The following is a 19,936-nucleotide window of genomic DNA, read 5'->3' on the forward strand; positions in this document are numbered from 1 at the left end:
ACATAACATACACATAGCATTATGAAAGATACGAAAAAAGTATTACGGCTGGGTATTTTCATTGCAACGGGACTCGTGCTGTTCACCATAGCCATATACCTCATCGGCAACAAAGGAAATCTGTTCTCGCCCACCACAGAGATATTTTCTTCTTTCAAAGACATACGCGGTCTCGGAGTGGGAAGCAACGTACGCTTTGCCGGCATCAACGTAGGAACGGTGAAGAACATCAACATCACCTCCGATACCACCGTCATCGTATCCATGTCGATACGCAGCAGCTACACCAAGTACATTTACAAGAACTCCACCGTGCAAATCGGGCAAGAGGGGCTCATGGGAGGAAAAATCATGCTTATCTCTCCGGGCAACTCGCAAACGGGCAAAGTAGTAGCCGGAGACTATCTGGCGGCAGCCGACGGAATGGACATCGAAGGCATGATCATCAAAGCCAAAGAGATTATCGAAGAAGTGGGCGAAGTGGTTTCGAGCGTCAACTCCATAGTAGGAAAGATGAATGACGGCGACGGAGACATCGCCCGCCTGCTCAACCGCAACGACCTGACCACTCATCTGGCGAACACGACTCAGCAATTGAATGCCTCGATGGCGAACATCAACGAAATCACCCGCAAGGTGAACAACGGCAAAGGCGATCTGGGCAAGCTGGTGAACAACGACAGCATAAGCCTCCAACTAAAAGGCATCATGAAGAATCTGAACACCACTTCATCCAGAGCAGACTCCGCCATCGGCGAAATCCACCGCACGGTTCATGCCATCAATCACGGCGAAGGAGTACTGCCCCGCCTCATCCACGACAAGAAACTGGGTGAAAGCGTAGACACCGCCCTTGTGAAAGTAGACGACGGAGTGACTCAGGTATCCCGCGCCGCCCAAAGCATTGCCGACAGTTGGATACTCAGAATCTTTTCGGGAAACAAAGACAAGAAGAAGAAAGAGCAGCAAGCCGATTCGCTCGCCGCAGGAAAGCGGGAGAAACGGTAGAGCAGAAACAACAGAAATGCTGCCTCGTTCTGATGGCAGAGAAACATCTAAAACCGGAAAGAGAGGGCAGCGCAATGTACTCTCTATAAAAAGATGAAAATAATTTAAACTTCAATCTCAGAGAGGTTGGATACATTTTTATTGGCTGTCATAAATCTATTTGCAGAATTCTATTTAATACCTCATCCATTTAAGCAAATCATGAATTCAATTTGTATGCGTACTATTGCTTAAACGTAATTCCGACGCTTAAAACAGCTGTCATTTGTATACATATATACCTGCCACGGTGAGTATATATGCCTACCACGGTGAGTATATATGCTTACCACGGTGTGTATATATGCTTACCGGAATAGACATATATGTCCGCCACAATAAGTATTATGGCCGATGCGAAAGATCTTAAATTATCGCAATCCGAAAAAGAGAGAAAAACCGGATGATTTCTAAAATTCTCAACTTTTTCCTTGCAAATCAACAATCTATTTTTAAATTTGCAAAAAACGTAACAGTTTTATCTTTCCAAATACCTAAAAACACAGATATGAAACAGCCGCATCCATTCGACTGCTTTTCCCAGCAGGCTTTGCAGACGCTGCATCGCTACCGGGCTGTGATGTTCAGCCCCACGCTTTTCTGGGGAGAACCGCCTTCTGGAAGTGGCGCACGAACAGAATTGTGATGTTCGGCCCCACGCTTTTCTGGGGGGAACCGCCTTCTGGAAGTGGCGCACGAACAGAATTGTGATGTTCGACCCCACGCTTTTCTGAGGGGAACCGCCTTCTGGAAGTGGTGCACGAACAGAATTGTGATGTTCATCCCCACGCTTTTCTGAGGGGAACCGCCTTCTGGAAGTGGCGCGCGAACAGAATTGTGATGTTCAGCCCCACGCTTTTCTGAGGGGAATCACCAAACCGGTTGCCGACAAAGAAACAGCCCGGCAAAATAAAAAGAATGCGGATAGCAGAGGGATAAGAGATCACGACCAAAGAAACAAAAGGAAAAACAAAGGAAAAACAAAAGGAAAGGCAAAAAGGAAACAAAAAGAAAAGACAAAAGCGAAGCGGAGAAAAAGAAAAAAGCTGACCTGCCCGGCGTCCGCCCTTTCCGGGGGGTATGTATTCACTATTCCTCTTTGCATCGACTGAGAATCCCTCTTTGCATCGACTTACAATCTCTCTTTGCATCAACTTACAATCTAATAAAATACAAGCCTTATGGAAAATCAGAATAAACCGACCTTTGCCGAAGTACAGGAATGGGTACTGAAGCTGTATCATACCTGCGAACAGACAATCACCGAAGACGAACGGAGAGAACAGCAGAAATACGCCGTCATGGTGCAACGCCCGCAAGACAAGAAGTTTCTGGTGAAAATGCTCGACGAGTCGTCGCAAATACGCGACCGCAAGGTGCTTGCCCGACGAATCAAGACGCTGATAGACCGATACGGAGTTCCTCGCTTTCTGAACAGGCGGGATACGTTCCTCTTTAAAATGTATCAGGCATTCGGGCATCATTTCGACTTTATCGCCATCCCCATCATTAAAAGGAGGCTTCGGAGCGATACGTCGAAAATCATCATCGACGAAGCGCGCCCGCAGCTGACCGAGCATCTGGCTGCCCGCTTCAAAGAGAAAATCGGGCAGAACGTCAATCTGCTGGGCGAAGTGGTGCTGGGAAACGCCGAGGCCGACCACCGCTACCACCATTATCTGAAAGCGCTCGAAGCCCCGGACATCAACTACATCTCGGTGAAAATATCGGGCATATACGCCCAAACGCATGCCCTGAACTACGAAGAGAGTTTCCCGGAGCTCATCTCGCGCATGTCGGTGCTCTATCAGAAAGCGATGGACTTTCCGTATACCGATGAAGAGGGCGTGCGCCGCCACAAGTTCATCAATCTGGATATGGAAGAATACAAAGACGCCCACCTCACTCTGCGCCTGTTTAAAGCCGTGCTCAGCCTGCCGCAGTTCAAGAACTATTCCGCCGGAATCGTGGTGCAGGCTTACCTGCCCGATGCTTACGACTTCCAGACCGAACTGCTCGAATTTGCCAAAGCCCGTGTGGCAGCAGGAGGAGCGCCCGTGAAAATGCGCCTTGTGAAGGGAGCCAACCTGGAGATGGAGACTGTGGTTTCTTCGCTGAGAGGCTGGCCCAACCCCATCCGCCCTTCGAAAACGGAGGTAGACGCCAACTATCTGCACCTGCTCGAGCGGGCGCTGCTGCCGGAAAACGCCCGCGCCCTGCACGTCGGCGTGGCGTCGCACAACTTATTCTCCATCGCTTACGCCCACTTGCTGGCACAGCGCAACGGAACAGACCGATACATGACGTTCGAGATGCTGGAAGGCATGGCCAACCACTTGTGGAGGGCGCAGTCGATGCTGGGCAACCGTGTCATCCTCTACACGCCCGTGGTGAAAGACGAGCATTTCCTCAACGCCGTCTCTTACCTTGTCCGCCGCATGGACGAGAATACGGCGCCCGACAACTTCCTCACGCACTCGTTCAACCTGAAGCCGGGAACGAAAGAGTGGGACTTCCTCGCCAAGCAATTCGAAGATGCCTACGCCATGAAAGACAGCCTGACGCATGTGTCGCCACGCACGCAGAACCGCAACAAGCCGTACACGCTCGTGCCGCCTTCGGACACGATGAAGAACGAGCCGGATACGGACTTCGATCTGGTTCAGAATCAGGAATGGGTGCGCCGCATCTTTGCCAAATGGAAGAAAAGTCCGGAGGACAAGCCGGAGATCATTCCGTTGCAGATAGGCGCCGATACGGTGGTCTGCGAGAAGCGCCACCGCTACTTCGACCGTTGCCAGAACGATGAGGTATGCGTATGCGAAATGTCGCAGGCGGACAGCCGGCAGGTGGAAGAGATTATCGGGATAGCGGAGAGCGACCCGGCAGGATGGCGGCAGACGACATTGGAAGAGCGCCACCGCATCATGTACGACGCTGCCAACCGTCTGGCCGAAATGCGGGGCGACCTGATAGGCTGCATGTGTGCCGTGACAGGAAAGACGGTGCTCGAAGGAGACGTCGAAGTATCCGAAGCGGTAGACTACGCCCGCTTCTACACCACTGCCATGAAAAAGTTCGCGGCTCTGGAGGGGGTGGAGATGAAACCGAAGGGAACGATACTGGTCATCTCGCCGTGGAACTTCCCCTGCGCCATCCCCGTAGGCGGAGTATCGGCCGCTTTGTCGGGCGGAAACACGGTGATACTGAAACCCGCCACTGTGGCGGCTCCCGTAGCCTGGATGTTCGCCAAAGCTTTCTGGGATGCCGGAGTGCCGAAAGAAGCGTTGCAGGTAATCATCACCGACCGCGAGGCGCTGAACAAGCTGACTTCCTCTCCCGCCGTGAAACACATCATCCTGACGGGCGGAACGGATACGGCGCAACGTATTGCCGGAACCGCTCCTTCCACTCCTTTATCGGCAGAGACGGGAGGAAAGAACGCCATCATCCTCACCGCTTCGGGCGACCGCGACCATGCCATCATGAACATCGTGGCTTCGGCTTTCGGAAACGCCGGGCAGAAGTGTTCGGCCTGCTCGCTACTTCTGGTGGAGCGTTCGGTTTACGAAAGCGAAAACTTCCGGAGCAAATTGAAAGATGCCGCCACCAGCCTGAAGACGGGAAGCGTATGGAATGCGGGAAACATTGTGGGACCGATGATTACCGACCGCAACGAGAAGTTGCTGCAAGCCTTCACGCTCGAACGTGGCGAGTCGTGGCTCGTTCCTCCCCGATTCATCGACGAAAAGAAATACATCCTGGCGCCCACGGTGAAATGGGGTGTACGACCGGAGAACTTCTCCTTCCGCACCGAGCTGTTCGGCCCGCTACTGAGCGTGGCGTGCATCGAAAACCTGCAAGAAGGTATCGAACTGGTGAACGGACTTGACTACGGGTTGACCTCCGGACTGCAAAGCCTCGATGAATCTGAACAGAAGCAATGGAAAAACTCCATCCAGGCAGGAAACCTCTACATCAACCGGGGCATCACGGGAGCCATCGTCAACCGCCAGCCTTTCGGCGGCATGAAGCTATCGGCTTTCGGCGGCGGTGTGAAAGCCGGCGGACCGAATTACTGCGCATGCTTCGTCACATTCGCCGACAAACCCGACAGCGCTACAGACTACAGAGAAAGCTACGCCCAAGCCTACCGGGACGAGTTCTCGCGCACAAGAGACATCAACAAGCTGTACGGAGAGCAGAACCTCTTCCGCTACCTCCCGCTGAAGAGCATGGTTTTGCGCCTCTTCCCCGAAGACAGGAACGAAGAAGCCGAAATGATAGCGCTTGCCGCCAACACATGCGGAACACCGCTTACCATCAGCTTCGACCCGAACGACGACCGCACCGAGGCTCTCCGGGCCACCGGCTGCACACTTCGCAAGGAATCGGCAGAGGAATTCCTCAAAGCAATGCCGGAATACGAACGGATACGCACCTGTTCGCCCAACATTCCGCGAAGCATGTACGAGCGGGCGGCGGAGACGAACCTGTACATCGCCACGGCTCCTCCCGTAAAGGAAGGGCGGATGGAGCTGATCCACTACATCCGCGAGCAAAGCATTTCGTTCGAGTATCACCGCTATGGCAGCATATCCGAAGTGCCTCCTTGCGAATAGGCGAAACAATCATCCGCCTATCCGGGTAAACGGGAAGTGATGTCTTGCAGCTTCCCGTTTACCACATGATACAAACGCTGGTTGGTGGTTGGAGAGCGGAGTCCGCCCAAAGCCTCTACATAAGGGCCTAACTTGATGTACTGAAAATAGTCCGTATTGAAGTGGACAGGCAGAGCGGACTTGCCCGAATACCACCCTACTTTCACGGGAGCGATAGACTGGCAGCGCAGGAACTTCGCCAACTGTTGCACTTCCGAAGGCAGGGCATCGCCTCCCATGAAACAGACACAGGTAATGTCCTTTCCGTATTTATCGAGCAATACGGAAAGGCTTTTTTCTGTCAGAGGCTCACCTATATCTTCCATCAGGTGCGGACTGTGGCAACCCTTACAACGGTTGGGACAGTTGGACACATTGATGGCAAGTGTCACCTCGTCGGGTATCTCCTGAAACACGATATCGTAATCAGCATAACGAAGCATAATGTCTGCGAGCGGCCTCCTGTTGCCGTGGTTGTGAGAAATTGCTGATGCGCTTCATATAACCGATGACACGCGTCAGGTAATCGACGTTCGTTCCGTGACACACGGGGCATTCGCACAAATACCTCTTGTCGATATGCTTGCAGTCGTTGCATACGGTATTGGGGATATTGAACGTGAAGTAATTGCATCCTTCCGTAGCTGCTACTTGTAGCAACCGGCTCCAATGCAAAGCATAGCCCTCTGAGCCGTTACGACTCCGTATCACTTCAACGTATAGCTTGCCCAGTCGGTATTTCTCATATCGCCGCTACGGTTCAGTTCGGCATGCATACCGAGTGCAGCCTGTACGGCGTGAGGAGTTTGCGCCTTGTTGCCGGATAGCTTGAGATAATCCCACAGAAGTTGTTTGTAATCGGGATGCGCGCAGTTCTCGATAATAGCTTGTGCACGTTCTTTCGGACTCTTGCCTCGCAAGTCGGCCACACCTTGTTCTGTCACTACGATTTTTACGGAATGCTCGCTATGGTCGTGGTGCGACACCATCGGCACAATGGCACTGATCTTTCCTTCTTTGGCTACCGACGGACAAGTGAAAATGGAAATATAAGCATTCCGAGTGAAGTCGCCCGAACCGCCGATGCCGTTCATCATTTTCGTTCCGCCGATATGGGTAGAGTTTACGTTACCATACAAATCTACTTCGATAGCAGTGTTGATGGAGATCACGCCCAAGCGACGAACCACTTCGGGATTGTTGGATATTTCCGACGGACGCAACACCAACTTGTCGCGGAAAAAATCCATGTCGCTGTAAATACTCTCCAAACAGTCGTTGGTCACCGTAAGCGAACAGGCACTGCCAAACTTGATTCGCCCGTCTCGAATGAGCCCGATGACCGAATTCTGAATTACTTCGGTGTACATTTCAAATGCCGGAATGGTTTTGTCGCGCCCCAATGCTCCCAACACTGCATTGGCTATATTACCCACACCCGATTGCAGAGGCAGGAACGTAGAAGGAATGATTCCCCGCTTCATGTCGGCAACAAGGAAGTCCGCCACATTCTGTCCGATTTTATCTGTCAACGGATCGGAGTCGGCAAAAGAACGCGCTTCGTCAGGCCAGTCGGTTTCCACCACCGCCACTATCTTCTTCGGGTCTACTTGTATATAAGGCAGGCCGATACGGTCGCTCGGCTTATAAATGGGAATCTCCCGGCGATAGGGCGGATCGAGCGGTTCGTACACATCATGAAGCCCCATACCCGCTTTGCTGTGTGCACTGTTCAATTCCACGATAATTCGGTCGGCCAAACGGCAGATGGTGGGAGAAATACCTCCGGCGGCAGTCAGATAAATCTTCCCGTCGAGAGTGAGTTCGCAAGCCTCGATAATGGCCACGTCTACTTTTCCCACGAATCCGTATCGTACCTCCTGTGCCATTTGCGACAGGTGGATATCATTATACGCTATTTCTCCATTGTTCACCGCTTTTCGGAAATCGGAATTAGTGGTATAAGGAGCGCGGTAGCGGATGGCTTTGGCACGTGTCAAAACACCGTCGCATGAATCGCCCGTAGAAGCACCCGTTAATATTCCCACTTGAAAAGGATTTCCTTTAGCATGTTCCGCTTCCGCTATTTTTGCAAGTTCTGCTGTAACAGCCTTCGCCGTACCTGCAGGAGTAAATCCGCTCAGACCGATATTATAGCCGTGCTTGATGAGGCTTGCAGCTTCTGCTGCCGAGATACGATTAAATGACATAGTTTGTTAGTTTTTTGAAGTTATTAGTTTTTGAGGTTGTTTATATTTTCGAAGTCGTTGCTTGAAGTCATTGATTTAGAACTTATTATTTTCAGGGAGTTGTTACTTTTAAAGAAAGCTTATTTATTTTAAAATTACTGATAAAAATGATACGAAGGAGTTGAACAGTTCCGCCTAAAAACGGGAAAGTATGAAACGTATTAAATAAACCGTGAAATTCGGCGCTTTATCGTCTCTATCCGGATTTATTAACAAAGTCTTATAAAACATGCTTATCTGTGGATTTATTGCTAAAAATGTTTTCGTTGCAGAATTTCTCCCCAAATAATCGCTTTCCGCGCTTCTTCCGGCGAATGGATGGTAAAATCTTCATTTTCAGTCCTCAGATCGTCAAAGAACCTGTTCCGGTCATCGTGCTGATCGTGCACATCCTTGCTCACACGTTCTCCTTCTTGTCCGAAACGATTTCCTTCTTCCCACCGATGAGTCTTCTGATTTTCCAACGCTTTCTTATCTGCTACCTGCCTTGAAAGTTCCTTCTGTTTTCCGGACACTTTCCTGCTTGCCTTCGGATTGTAAAGTTCCCCAGCTCTTTCCGGATGTCGATTTATCTGTCTCCTCTCTCCTTCAAACGCTTTTCTGCCCGCCGGATTATAAGCTCTTCCGCTTTTTTCCGTCTCCCTCTCCACTTGCTCTATTTGCTTTCGAGAACCCTCCTCTCCTCCGATAATCTCTGTTTCATAAGGAATGGGATTCAGAAAGTCGTCTAAAGAAGGAGTTCGCCCCCATGATTCGGACACGGGAGCAGCGTCGGGAGACACCTCCGGTTGCGGAGGAATGGAAAAGTCGCGGCGGTTGTCTGCCTCGCTGTTCTTTTGAGCTTGCCGAACTACCCAATAGGCTATTCCGCCTACGAAAAGAAGAAAAGTCACGACGTTCATGGTTTCACTTTCGTTTCTAATGTAAGTTGTTCGTCAAAGGTATGATTTAATCTGATTCTTGCCAACTTTTCGCCACGAATTTCACAAACGCGGGACATAAAAAAAGGGCAGCTTCACAGCTCCCCTTAATTTTTTTAACCTAAACCTTAACTATGAAAAAATCTAATGTTTCTTTCACCATGCAAATTTGAAAATTAAACTGAAATTTACCAAGAATTCAAGAAGAAATATGTTACCAATTAACAATTATTATAAGTTTTATCTCTTTAATGCAACTTTTACCCTACTTTCTCTCCATTTATTTTACAATTTTTGGTAACAAAACAGACTGTTTTACTCCAAAATCCTTACTGCATTCTCTTACTTTAAGCCGGATACAATGATAAATCTCCATATCCGTTCACACCTAAACTTCACCAATCTCTCGCATTTCCCGATTTTCTATTATATCTTTGCACACTAATTTTTAAAGAAACTGAATATGAATGAATTGACGGGAGCGGACTTTAAATCCGCAACTGCCGATGACAACAAAAAGTTGTTTATCGAAACCTACGGCTGCCAAATGAATGTAGCCGACAGCGAGGTGATAGCCTCCGTGATGCAAATGGCAGGATATTCTCCGGCTGAATCGCTCGAAGAAGCGGACGCAGTGTTTATGAATACCTGTTCCATCCGCGACAATGCCGAGCAAAAGATCCTGAACCGCCTTGAGTTTTTCCACTCACTGAAGAAAAAGAAGAAGAATCTCATCGTGGGCGTATTGGGCTGTATGGCCGAACGGGTGAAGGATGACCTTATCACCAATCACCACGTCGATCTGGTGGTGGGACCCGATGCTTATCTCACCTTGCCCGAACTTATCGCTTCGGTAGAGGCGGGCGAGAAAGCCATCAACGTAGAGCTTTCCACTACCGAGACTTACCGCGACGTGATTCCCTCGCGCATCTGCGGAAATCATATCTCGGGTTTTGTTTCCATCATGCGCGGTTGCAACAATTTCTGTACTTACTGCATCGTGCCCTACACCCGCGGACGCGAACGGAGCCGCGATGTGGAAAGCATCCTGAACGAAGTAGAAGATCTGGTAAGCAAAGGTTACAAAGAGATTACACTGTTAGGACAGAATGTCAACTCCTACCGCTTCGAGAAGCCTTCGGGTGAAATGATTACTTTTCCGGCATTGCTGCGTACAGTAGCGGAGGCGGCTCCGGGCGTGCGCATTCGTTTTACCACTTCGCATCCTAAAGATATGAGCGACGAAACGCTGGAAGTCATCGCCCAAATGCCCAATGTGTGCAAACACATCCACTTACCTGTGCAGAGCGGAAGTTCGCGCATCCTGAAACTGATGAATCGTAAATACACCCGCGAATGGTATCTGGAACGTGTAGCCGCCATCAAACGTATTATCCCCGACTGCGGACTGAGTACCGATATTTTTTCCGGTTTTCATTCAGAGACAGAGGAAGACCACCAACTGTCGCTCTCGCTCATGGAAGAGTGCGGATACGACGCAGCCTTTATGTTCAAATATTCCGAACGTCCCGGCACGTATGCATCGAAACATCTCGAAGATAATGTGCCCGAAGAAGTGAAGGTACGCCGGCTTAACGAAATTATCGCTCTGCAGAATCGCCTGTCGGCAGAATCGAATGCCCGCTGCATCGGAAAAACGTACGAAGTGTTGGTAGAGGGTGTTTCCAAACGCTCGAGCGAGCAGCTTTTCGGACGCACGGAGCAAAATCGGGTTGTAGTATTCGACCGTGGCGGTCACCGCATAGGTGATTTCGTAAACGTCCGTATCACCGAATCCAGTTCTGCCACACTGAAAGGCGTACTTGCCTGACGGTAACCGAATGCGTGTTATACTATCACGGGCTTGTGTATGGAAATTTTCACCGGCGCAAGTCCGTTGACACTTTCCACCGGAACATCCATTGGATTCGTTAATACACTTAAGATAATCTTTTAATTTACATATTTTACACACGTTATTATTCTTTGAACACAAATATTCCGTTGTAAGTATTTCATTTAAATAAAATATCAGTAATAAAAAATATTCAATTTTATGCTGTCCGGTAAAACTTTTTCCCGCCAACTTGTATAAGAAAAAAATCGCTTCGATATTATGGCAGCATATAATTGCGAGAGTACCCGGTAAAGGCAAAGTATAATAGGAATCCGAAGATGCTGATAGAGCGCTTTTGGCGGTAACATATCAATTTCTGTCCCGAATACCGATTGAAATGAAAAACAGAATAAAATATGAGTTTTCAGCCATACTTTGGCAGCAGTGCTGGTATTTCGTTTCCCTCCCCGAAGAAATGTCAAACGAAATCAGGGCAAACCTGAAATTTCAGGAAGAAGGTTGGGGACGGATGAAAGCGGTGGCAAAAATAGGTCATAGCCAGTGGGAAACCGCCATTTGGTTTGACACGAAACGTAAAACATATCTGCTTCCAATCAAAGCAGAAATAAGGAAAAAGGAAAATATCGGGATCGACAGCGAGATAAAAGTTTATCTCTGGATTTAGACTGTTTGTAATCTAAAAAACAAGCCTCTATATTGCAAAATGCCTGTAACACCGATTAATAAAGATATATAGAGCTTTTTAATTAATTGTATCAACGGCAATAATCATATTATCAAGTCATTTCTATTCCTCTATTTCTTTCAGAAATTGAGCCAATTTCTTCACAGCCAATGCCCGGTGACTGATTTCATTCTTCACCTCAGCTCCCAGTTCAGCAAAGGTTTGTTCGTATCCTTCGGGTTTGAAGATGGGATCGTAACCGAAGCCGGAGCCGCCCCGTTTTTCTTTGATAATCTCTCCGTTGATTATGCCCTCGAAAAGATATTCCTTACCATCCAGAATAAGTGAGATGACCGTACGGAACCGGGCTTTACGGTTTTCCACTCCTTCCAGCTCACGAAGCAATTTGCGCATGTTGGCTTGAGAATCGTGCCCTTCCCCGCCGGCATAACGGGCAGAATATACTCCCGGAGCTCCGCCAAGAGCTTCCACTTCCAGCCCGGTATCATCTCCGAAACTGTTCAACCCGTAATTCCGGTAAATGAACGATGATTTTAATAAAGCGTTGCCCTCGAGCGTATCGGCTGTTTCGGGAATATCCGCATGGCAACCGATATCTTTCAGGCTGAGAAGTTCGATTTTATCGCCCAATATGGAAGAGATTTCTTCCAGTTTATGGGCATTATTGGTAGCAAATACAAGTTTCATTATTTCAAATACACTTTATAAATACTTACTTTCACTTTCAGCCTCTTCTTCAGGCAAATCATCATCCGGGAAACCCCGTATCTATCATTCGGTGAGGTCTTCCGAAGAGTTCTTCAGGAAACTCATAATCCGGAAACCGAAAGCAACAGTAAATATTCTTCTTTATTTCACTTTCAACTGGTCGAATCCTTCGCCATACACACCGATGACAGAACTTTGCGAAATGAAAGCGTTCGGGTCGATACCTTTCACCAAACGGAAAATATCCAGCGACTGGCGTTTCTTTGCCAATACCACAAGCACTTTCACATTGTTTTTGCTGTACCATCCCTTACCGTCGAGCACAGTGACTCCGCGATGAGTATCTTTTATGATACGGTCGGCTATTTCATCGTATTTCTGAGAAAATATAAAGAATTGAACCGATTGGCGGGCACTGTTGATTACCCAGTCGAGCACGACACCGATGATGAACAGCGTGACAAAGCCGAAGATAACACGCCGCCAGTCATGAAACACAAAATAGCAAGAGGTGATGATGAACACATCGCAAATCATAATCATCCTACCGAGACTGACATCTTTATATTTATTCACGATGGCAGCGATAATATCCGTGCCGCCTGTGCTTCCGTTATAATTGAAGGTAATGCCCAGACCGACACCGCACATGGCAGCTCCGATGATGCACGCCATGAAGTCTTGCCCCGCTCCCAATATAAGAGGCTTTCCGTTTATTGACATATCGGGAACATGCACGTAATTATTCACCAACAACTGAAACAGCCATAACAGAAACGTCAGCATGAAAATGGCATAAGTAGTCTTTATGCTGAACTTCGGTCCCAAAATACGAATGGCAAACGTCATCAGTACGGCATTGATAATGAAATAAGACCATTGAATGGGAAATCCGCTGGCATAATAAATGATAGCGCTGATACCGGTTGTCCCTCCGGTGGTTATCTCATAAGGAAGCAAAAATGCCGCCCATCCGAATGAATAACTGATCAATCCGAGAGTGATGTAAAAATAATCTTTCACCTCTCTCATAATATCGGCTTTGGCAGGTCTGTACATATGATTTGTTTATAGATTGACGAAGTTTTTAATCTCGTGTTTATAAGGATTACAACGTTTTACACAACTACGTTGACAATCTTCTTCGGAACAACGATAACCTTTTTAGGTGTCTTGCCTTCTATCCACTTCTGCGAACGTTCGTCGGCCAACACTTCTTTCTCAATGGCCTCCGATGTGGCATCGGCGGAAAACTCCATATTGAAACGAGCCTTGCCGTTGAAAGAAACAGTATAGTTTACGGTATCTTCCTTCAGATATTCTTCGTTGCACAGAGGCCATTGGGCATCGCACACGGAAGTATCGTGTCCGAGTGTGTGCCACAATTCTTCGCATACGTGAGGAGCGAAAGGAGCGAGCACGATGGCAAGCTGCTCCAATATCTCTTTCTTGCAGCATTTCAAGGCCGATAGTTCGTTTACACAAATCATAAACGCGCTGACCGACGTGTTGTAAGAGAACTGTTCGATATCTCCCGTCACTTTTTTTATAAGTTTGTGAAGCGCTTTGAGTTCTTCTTTCGTTGCCGGCTCGTCTTTCACCAGATATTCGCCCGCGCGACTGTAAAAGAGCGACCAGAACTTGCGGATGAAGCGGTGCACACCGTCGATACCGTTCGTATCCCAAGGCTTCGACTGTTCTACCGGACCGAGGAACATTTCATACATACGCAACGTATCGGCTCCGTACTTATCTACAATCATATCGGGATTCACCACGTTGAACATCGACTTGCTCATCTTTTCCACAGCCCATCCGCAGATGTACTTTCCGTTTTCAAGAATGAACTCGGCGTTCTCATATTCGGGACGCCATGCCTTGAAGGCTTCCACATCGAGCACATCGCCCGATACGATATTCACGTCTACGTGAATGGGAGTCACATCGTATTCGTCTTTCAGATTCAGGGAAACGAATGTATTGGTATCTTTAATGCGGTATACAAAATTACTCCGTCCTTGAATCATACCCTGGTTTACTAACTTTTGGAACGGTTCTTCCACTACCGAAACACCGATGTCGTGCAGGAACTTATTCCAGAAACGCGAATAAATAAGGTGACCGGTGGCATGTTCCGTACCGCCCACATACAAATCTACATTTTGCCAATAGCGGTTTATCTTCGGATCGACCAATGCTTCACGGTTATGCGGGTCCATATAGCGCAGGTAGTAAGCCGAAGAACCGGCAAATCCCGGCATGGTATTCAGTTCCAGCGGAAATACGGTCAGATGATCGATTTTCTCATTATCCACCACACGTTTGTTCACCGTATCCCATGCCCATTTTTTAGCATGTCCCAACGGAGGTTCTCCTGTTTCCGTAGGCAGAAACTTGGCAACTTCGGGAAGTTCGAGCGGCAGAGAACTTTCATCTATCATATAAGGCATTCCGTCTTTGTAATAAACCGGAAACGGTTCGCCCCAATAACGCTGGCGGGAGAAGATGGCATCGCGCAGACGGAAATTCACTTTCACCCGTCCCAACCGATGTTCTTTCACATATTTCTTGGTTGTCTCGATAGCTTCTTTCACTGTCAATCCGTTCAGGTTCAGACTGCAAGAATCACTTTCACTCCCCACTCTCGGCGAATTGCATACGATTCCTTCTTTGGCGTCGAAACTTTCTTCGCTCACATCGCATCCTTCCACCAACGGACGAATCTCCAATTCGAAATGTTTGGCAAACGCATAATCGCGGCTATCGTGCGCAGGAACAGCCATGATGGCTCCCGTTCCATATCCTGCCAGTACGTAATCGCTGATCCACACAGGAACGGCTTCGCCTGTAAACGGATTAATGGCGTACGAACCACTGAACACTCCGCTCACGCTGCGATCGGAAATACGTTCGCGTTCGGTACGTTTCTTCGTACGTTCGAGATAAGCCTCCACTTCAGCTTTATGTTCCGGAGTAGTCAACCGCTCTACCAATTCGCTTTCCGGAGCCAATACCATGAAAGTAACGCCGAACATCGTATCGGCACGGGTAGTAAATATGGTAAATTCCAAATCGCTGTCTTTCACCTTAAACTGTACTTCGGCGCCTTCGCTGCGTCCTATCCAGTTCTTCTGCGTTTCTTTTAGAGATTCCGTCCAGTCCACCGTATCCAATCCGTCGAGCAAACGTTGCGCATAGGCCGATACGCGCAAACACCACTGGCGCATCTTCCGTTGAACAACGGGATGGCCGCCGCGTTCGCTCACGCCGTCCACCACTTCATCATTCGCCAATACCGTACCCAACGCAGGACACCAATTCACCATCGTCTCGCCCAGATAAGCAATGCGATAGTTCATCAGAATTTCCTGCTGTTCTTTTTCACTTTTTGCTTTCCACTCGGCAGCCGTAAAACAGAGTTCTTCGCTACAAGCAACGTTCAGCCCCTCGGTTCCTTTCGCTTCAAAATGATGAATCAAGTCTTCGATGGGAAGCGCGCGGCAAGCATCGTTGCAATAATAGCTTCCGAACATTCTCTGAAAAGCCCATTGCGTCCAATGATAGTATTTCGGCTCACAAGTTTTTATTTCTCTGTCCCAATCGAAACAAAATCCTATTTTGTCAAGTTGCTCGCGATAGCGTTCGATATTTGCTTTTGTAGTCACTTCAGGATGCTGACCGGTCTGAATGGCATATTGTTCGGCAGGAAGTCCGTATGCGTCGTATCCCATCGGATTGAGGACGTTGAATCCCTGCAAACGCTTGTAACGCGCGTAAATATCCGAAGCGATGTATCCCAGCGGATGGCCTACGTGCAATCCTGCCCCCGAAGGATAAGGAAACATATTCAGTACATAAAATTTCTGCTTCGATTCATCTTCCGTCACCCGATAGGTTTTGTTCTCTACCCATCGTTTCTGCCACTTCTTTTCAATCTCCCCGAAATTATACTCCATAGTGATAATCTTTTTATTTATAGTGATTTATATTCTATTGCCAATGAACGGGCAAATTTACATGTTTATTTTCAGATAACCACATAAGGTTTGATGTTTTCTTTGTTGTCGGAAGAAGTGTCGCATTATTCGGTTTATGCCTTGAATACTATGCACGTTTATGCAAAAAACATTTCGTCAAAAACTTGCGAACAGGTTCGTCGTATAGTTTCAGACACAGATAAGCCAATAAAACAGAACCGACAATAAGTGCCAAAGCTCCGGGTAAAGATTCTGCAAACGTAAGATTCTCATTCTTCACCCAAGCATAATATAAATATATAAAAGGATAATGCACCATATACAAAGGATATGATATATCACCCAGAAACGTACAAATGCGCGTAGTTACCCTATCCGTAGTTTTTCCCGAAGCTCCCAACCAGACAATGAGAGGAAAGAGAAGAACCACGCAAACGGTATCGTAAATGCCGTTCATCCAAAGATTTTCGCTACCGCCAATACGGGGCACGGCCGCCAACATCACGATAGATATACCTCCTATCCAAAAAGCACCTTTAATACGAACGGGATTGAATAGACGTGACATGAGCAATCCTGCCGAGAATGAAAATAACAAACGGAGAAATCCGCCTACGATATTTTCTCCCGTCATTGCATATCCTACGCAAATATCGCCGAGCGGTCCAAAAATAGCAAAGATTCCCAGCCCGAAAGCTGCCAGCAATACCAATACCGAAAGAGCAACAGTAGAAAGTTTACGAATAAAAAACACATACAATAGATTGCCTATATACTCAAAAAGTAACGACCAACTAGGTCCGTTCAAAGGATACATTTCCCCTACACCTCGAATTTCGAATCCGGTAGTCATAGGAATCAACAAAGCATTCAGAAGCATAGACAAAAGAAGTAGGCCTATGGATACTTTAGTAACATCCCATACAGAACAACCTTGCGTATAAAACATGACAGCCCCGATAACAGCTCCCATCACCACCATAGGATGCAGGCGAATCAACCGACGTTTGATAAACTCCTTAATCGTCATTCTTTTCCAACGGTCGTCGTAGGCATAGCCTATAACAAAGCCTGATAAAATAAAGAAAAAGTCGACCGCCAGATATCCGTGATTGATTCGTTGATCTAAATGACTGGTCGCATAAGCTTCGAATATATGAAAACAAACCACAACCAAAGCCGCTACTCCACGCAACCCGTCGAGTATATGGTAATGCGGTTTGGTATCTGCAAATGCAGCCGATGAAATTTTTGCCATACTTAATATCTACCTTTATATATACTTTTCCCAATTTCTGTATATTTCACCACAAAGCAAGTCTTTTTATCAGTATAGCCATCTCTATCGTGTCGATATGATTTGCATAACGACAGCTTAAGTCGTTCATACTCCCTGGCTACATCAAAATGAGTTTTAAGATAATCTCGAAAATAAAGTTCTTCATTATCACCTTCAAAACGCAAATGCAAATGAAACACTCTTTCCGCAAAATCATGTAACGTATATCCTTTATTAAATGATATGCGTTTTTCAGTTTCAGACATTAACAAATAACCTGCATCAAGTATATTTTTTTTTATCTCGCTAATCTTGCAATTTACCTCTACTTCCAAAAGAATATCAATGATAGGTTTTGCCCAAATACCTTCAACAGCCGTACTTCCGATATGACTAATACGAACAATTTCATCTGCGGGCAATCGATGTTCCAAATTTTGCCTTTCTTCATCAAACCAATCGGCCCAATATGCTTGGTGTGCTGTCAGAATAATAGGAAACAATTCCCACAATTCTTCAAGGGTCTTACTATAAAGCTGTTCATTTTCATTGATCTGTTTCATTCGCCTGCCTTGATTTCAAGTTTACATTTTATTCATTTTCTGCAAGTTTTCCAATGTCATAGCAAAGATAAAAAACAAAAGCGACAATAGAGAAATTTCCATTGTCGCTTTTGAGTCGGAATGAGGCGACTCGAACGCCCGACCCCTACGTCCCGAACGTAGTGCGCTACCAACTGCGCTACATTCCGATTATCAATCATCAGTCGAAAAATTACCGGTTTCGACACACATAGATGTCCGGTAACGTTTTCGGCTGCAAAGATAGGAACTAATTTTGTTATATCAAACAATATTTTCCATTTTTTGATTCAACCGATTTGGCTATCCATCTATCGACAAAAGACGGTTGAAATAACAAACAACAAGCTGTTATCCGGAAGCAGACTTTCATTTTTACAGAGAGAATACCGACCGGACAAGCCGCAAACACACTCCTGAAGTTTACCGTATCGAACTGCTATGTTTTCCGTATCAACTTCAGAAAACTGTCGGTAACGATTGTATAAAAGGTATATTCAAAGTCCTTTGCAACAGGCTAATCATCTCGCAACGCCGACTGTCGGTACGATTATATAAAAGGTATATAATCAAAACCTACCGACGAGGAGTCACTATTTTACCGGTAGCTGCAAGGCGATGGAGGTACGTGTAAGCGTCTGGTTGACGATGGACTACCATTTCGCCGGTAAACCAAAGGATTTCTTAAGCGAACAATCCATGCATCGCAGATTCTGAATTACAATCCCAGCTTTTCCGAAATCTCCAACATCCGATGGATAGGTTTCACAGCTTTTGCGGAGACTTCCGAATCTACGGTAATTTCAGGAGATTCGTTTTTGAGACATTCATAGAGTTTTTCCAACGTGTTCAATCGCATAAAGCTGCATTCGTTGCAAGCGCAAGTGCTGTCGTCGGGAGGAGCGGGAATAAACTCCGTCTGCGGACATTGCTTACGCATCTCATGCAGAATGCCCGATTCCGTAGCTACGATATACGTGTTTTCGGGATGGCGGATGGCATATTTCAACAGCGCGGCGGTAGATCCTACGAAATCGGCAAGCTTCAGCACCGCACTTTTACATTCGGGATGAGCCAACACCAAAGCTTCGGGATGTTTCGCTTTCAATTCCACGATCTTTTCTACGGAAAACTGTTCGTGCACATGGCAGGCTCCGTCCCAAACCAACATATCACGCCCGGTGATGGAATTGATATAGTTACCCAGATTGCGGTCGGGAGCGAAAATAATCTTTTCGTCTTTCGGGAAACTTTCCACTATTTGCCGGGCATTGGTGGAAGTCACCACCACATCGGTCACCGCCTTCACGGCAGCCGTGGTATTGACGTATGAAACAACCGTGTATCCCGGATGCGCTTCGACGAACTTAGCAAACTCATCCGCCGGACAACTGTCTGCCAACGAGCAGCCCGCATTCAGATCGGGAACCAGCACCTTCTTGTCCGGACAAAGTATTTTTGCCGTTTCACCCATAAAGTGAACACCGCACATCACGATAATGTCCGCTTTCGTGCGGGCAGCCCATTGAGCCAACGCCAAGCTGTCGCCCACAAAATCGGCTATGTCCTGTATTTCTCCTTTCTGGTAGTAATGCGCCAGAATGATGGCATTCTTCTCTTCTTTCAGCTTCTGTATTTTCTTTATGAGTTCATTCATAATAATATTTTTTTTCTTTCCTTTTTTAAAAAAAATCTTTGTTGGTGATGATAGCCTGTTAATAGTGTTGGAAACTATTTTCCGTTTTTCTTGCAAAATAAGTTATTAGTCCATGCTTCCGGTTTACGAGTATATTATCAACAGCTTTGTTTTTCCATTTGTTATTGCTATATGTTTCATTATCATGAAACTTTACAGAAATGAAAAGTGGCTATTCACCTCTTGTTGATAATATGCAAAGTTAAAAACTTTACGGATATAAACAGGCAGGTGAACGCTGAAAAATGTGTTTATGTATTCGTCAAAAATTGCAG

General features: G+C 47.0%; 14 protein-coding genes, 1 tRNA gene and 1 pseudogene. 5 read left to right on the forward strand and 11 right to left on the reverse strand.

The genetic code is table 11. The annotated features are described in order from the left end of the window. The first annotated feature begins 21 nt into the window (after window positions 1–21). From GGR07_RS06620 to GGR07_RS06630, 3 genes are all read left to right on the forward strand, one after another. Window positions 22–1,008, forward strand: coding sequence for an MlaD family protein (locus tag GGR07_RS06620; RefSeq protein WP_122056440.1), 987 nt, complete (start codon window positions 22–24; stop codon window positions 1,006–1,008). A 442-nt stretch (window positions 1,009–1,450) separates the two neighbouring features. Continuing rightward, window positions 1,451–1,693, forward strand: a complete 243-nt coding sequence (locus GGR07_RS06625) for a hypothetical protein (protein WP_147298119.1) — start codon at window positions 1,451–1,453, stop codon at window positions 1,691–1,693. Between the two features lie 535 nt (window positions 1,694–2,228). Then, window positions 2,229–5,669 (forward strand): bifunctional proline dehydrogenase/L-glutamate gamma-semialdehyde dehydrogenase, encoded by a 3,441-nt coding sequence (locus GGR07_RS06630; RefSeq protein ID WP_172545165.1) that lies wholly within the window; start codon window positions 2,229–2,231, stop codon window positions 5,667–5,669. 17 nt (window positions 5,670–5,686) lie between these two features. Here the strand turns inward: GGR07_RS06630 and nrdG are convergent, their stop codons facing one another. From nrdG to GGR07_RS13895, 4 genes and pseudogenes are all read right to left on the reverse strand, one after another. Then, on the reverse strand, window positions 5,687–6,151 hold the full coding sequence (nrdG, locus tag GGR07_RS06635; protein ID WP_034543215.1) for an anaerobic ribonucleoside-triphosphate reductase activating protein: 465 nt from the start codon (window positions 6,149–6,151) through the stop codon (window positions 5,687–5,689). Continuing rightward, window positions 6,135–6,368 (reverse strand): annotated as a pseudogene (gene nrdD / locus GGR07_RS06640) (anaerobic ribonucleoside-triphosphate reductase); the annotation flags it as partial. The pseudogene nrdD and the gene nrdG, both read right to left, overlap by 17 nt. A 47-nt stretch (window positions 6,369–6,415) precedes the next feature. Continuing rightward, complete coding sequence (locus GGR07_RS06645) at window positions 6,416–7,918, reverse strand: acetyl-CoA hydrolase/transferase family protein (protein WP_034543217.1); 1,503 nt, start codon at window positions 7,916–7,918, stop codon at window positions 6,416–6,418. Between the two features lie 290 nt (window positions 7,919–8,208). Then, window positions 8,209–8,859 (reverse strand): hypothetical protein, encoded by a 651-nt coding sequence (locus GGR07_RS13895; RefSeq protein WP_021644298.1) that lies wholly within the window; start codon window positions 8,857–8,859, stop codon window positions 8,209–8,211. A gap of 481 nt (window positions 8,860–9,340) precedes the next feature. Here GGR07_RS13895 and miaB point away from each other — a divergent pair, with 481 nt between their 5' ends. Both miaB and GGR07_RS06660 read left to right on the forward strand, forming a co-directional pair. After that, entirely contained in the window at window positions 9,341–10,708 is a 1,368-nt protein-coding gene (miaB, locus tag GGR07_RS06655; protein ID WP_122056439.1) for a tRNA (N6-isopentenyl adenosine(37)-C2)-methylthiotransferase MiaB, read from the forward strand. A gap of 403 nt (window positions 10,709–11,111) precedes the next feature. Further along, window positions 11,112–11,399, forward strand: coding sequence for a DUF1905 domain-containing protein (locus GGR07_RS06660; protein ID WP_034543218.1), 288 nt, complete (start codon window positions 11,112–11,114; stop codon window positions 11,397–11,399). A gap of 123 nt (window positions 11,400–11,522) precedes the next feature. On the opposite strand, the gene GGR07_RS06665 is transcribed toward GGR07_RS06660, so the two are convergent. The 7 genes from GGR07_RS06665 to nadA all read right to left on the reverse strand — a co-directional run bounded on the left by GGR07_RS06665 (window position 11,523) and on the right by nadA (window position 19,622). After that, window positions 11,523–12,107: a non-canonical purine NTP diphosphatase gene (locus tag GGR07_RS06665; RefSeq protein ID WP_034543219.1), complete on the reverse strand. Its 585-nt coding sequence runs from the start codon at window positions 12,105–12,107 to the stop codon at window positions 11,523–11,525. Window positions 12,108–12,269: 162 nt separating this feature from the next. After that, window positions 12,270–13,187: a YitT family protein gene (locus GGR07_RS06670; RefSeq protein ID WP_034543220.1), complete on the reverse strand. Its 918-nt coding sequence runs from the start codon at window positions 13,185–13,187 to the stop codon at window positions 12,270–12,272. Window positions 13,188–13,246: 59 nt separating this feature from the next. After that, on the reverse strand, window positions 13,247–16,084 hold the full coding sequence (leuS, locus tag GGR07_RS06675) for a leucine--tRNA ligase (RefSeq protein ID WP_122056438.1): 2,838 nt from the start codon (window positions 16,082–16,084) through the stop codon (window positions 13,247–13,249). Window positions 16,085–16,232: 148 nt separating this feature from the next. Next, entirely contained in the window at window positions 16,233–17,363 is a 1,131-nt protein-coding gene (locus tag GGR07_RS06680) for an acyltransferase family protein (RefSeq protein WP_034543221.1), read from the reverse strand. 2 nt (window positions 17,364–17,365) lie between these two features. Beyond that, entirely contained in the window at window positions 17,366–17,947 is a 582-nt protein-coding gene (locus GGR07_RS06685; protein ID WP_122056437.1) for a GrpB family protein, read from the reverse strand. 115 nt (window positions 17,948–18,062) lie between these two features. Next, window positions 18,063–18,135: transfer RNA gene (locus GGR07_RS06690), tRNA-Pro, on the reverse strand. Between the two features lie 548 nt (window positions 18,136–18,683). Then, on the reverse strand, window positions 18,684–19,622 hold the full coding sequence (gene nadA / locus GGR07_RS06695) for a quinolinate synthase NadA (protein WP_034543222.1): 939 nt from the start codon (window positions 19,620–19,622) through the stop codon (window positions 18,684–18,686). Window positions 19,623–19,936: the final 314 nt, after the last annotated feature.

Source organism: Bacteroides pyogenes (assembly GCF_014196225.1).
GTDB lineage: Bacteria > Bacteroidota > Bacteroidia > Bacteroidales > Bacteroidaceae > Bacteroides > Bacteroides pyogenes_A.

Bases quoted from the DNA above. Each gene is read 5' to 3' on its own strand.
- GGR07_RS06620 (WP_122056440.1), top strand. From the start codon at position 22: ATGAAAGATACGAAAAAAGTATTACGGCTGGGTATTTTCATTGCAACG.
- GGR07_RS06625 (WP_147298119.1), top strand. From the start codon at position 1,451: ATGATTTCTAAAATTCTCAACTTTTTCCTTGCAAATCAACAATCTATT.
- GGR07_RS06630 (WP_172545165.1), top strand. From the start codon at position 2,229: ATGGAAAATCAGAATAAACCGACCTTTGCCGAAGTACAGGAATGGGTA.
- nrdG (WP_034543215.1), bottom strand. From the start codon at position 6,151: ATGCTTCGTTATGCTGATTACGATATCGTGTTTCAGGAGATACCCGAC.
- GGR07_RS06645 (WP_034543217.1), bottom strand. From the start codon at position 7,918: ATGTCATTTAATCGTATCTCGGCAGCAGAAGCTGCAAGCCTCATCAAG.
- GGR07_RS13895 (WP_021644298.1), bottom strand. From the start codon at position 8,859: ATGAACGTCGTGACTTTTCTTCTTTTCGTAGGCGGAATAGCCTATTGG.
- miaB (WP_122056439.1), top strand. From the start codon at position 9,341: ATGAATGAATTGACGGGAGCGGACTTTAAATCCGCAACTGCCGATGAC.
- GGR07_RS06660 (WP_034543218.1), top strand. From the start codon at position 11,112: ATGAAAAACAGAATAAAATATGAGTTTTCAGCCATACTTTGGCAGCAG.
- GGR07_RS06665 (WP_034543219.1), bottom strand. From the start codon at position 12,107: ATGAAACTTGTATTTGCTACCAATAATGCCCATAAACTGGAAGAAATC.
- GGR07_RS06670 (WP_034543220.1), bottom strand. From the start codon at position 13,187: ATGTACAGACCTGCCAAAGCCGATATTATGAGAGAGGTGAAAGATTAT.
- leuS (WP_122056438.1), bottom strand. From the start codon at position 16,084: ATGGAGTATAATTTCGGGGAGATTGAAAAGAAGTGGCAGAAACGATGG.
- GGR07_RS06680 (WP_034543221.1), bottom strand. From the start codon at position 17,363: ATGGCAAAAATTTCATCGGCTGCATTTGCAGATACCAAACCGCATTAC.
- GGR07_RS06685 (WP_122056437.1), bottom strand. From the start codon at position 17,947: ATGAAACAGATCAATGAAAATGAACAGCTTTATAGTAAGACCCTTGAA.
- nadA (WP_034543222.1), bottom strand. From the start codon at position 19,622: ATGAATGAACTCATAAAGAAAATACAGAAGCTGAAAGAAGAGAAGAAT.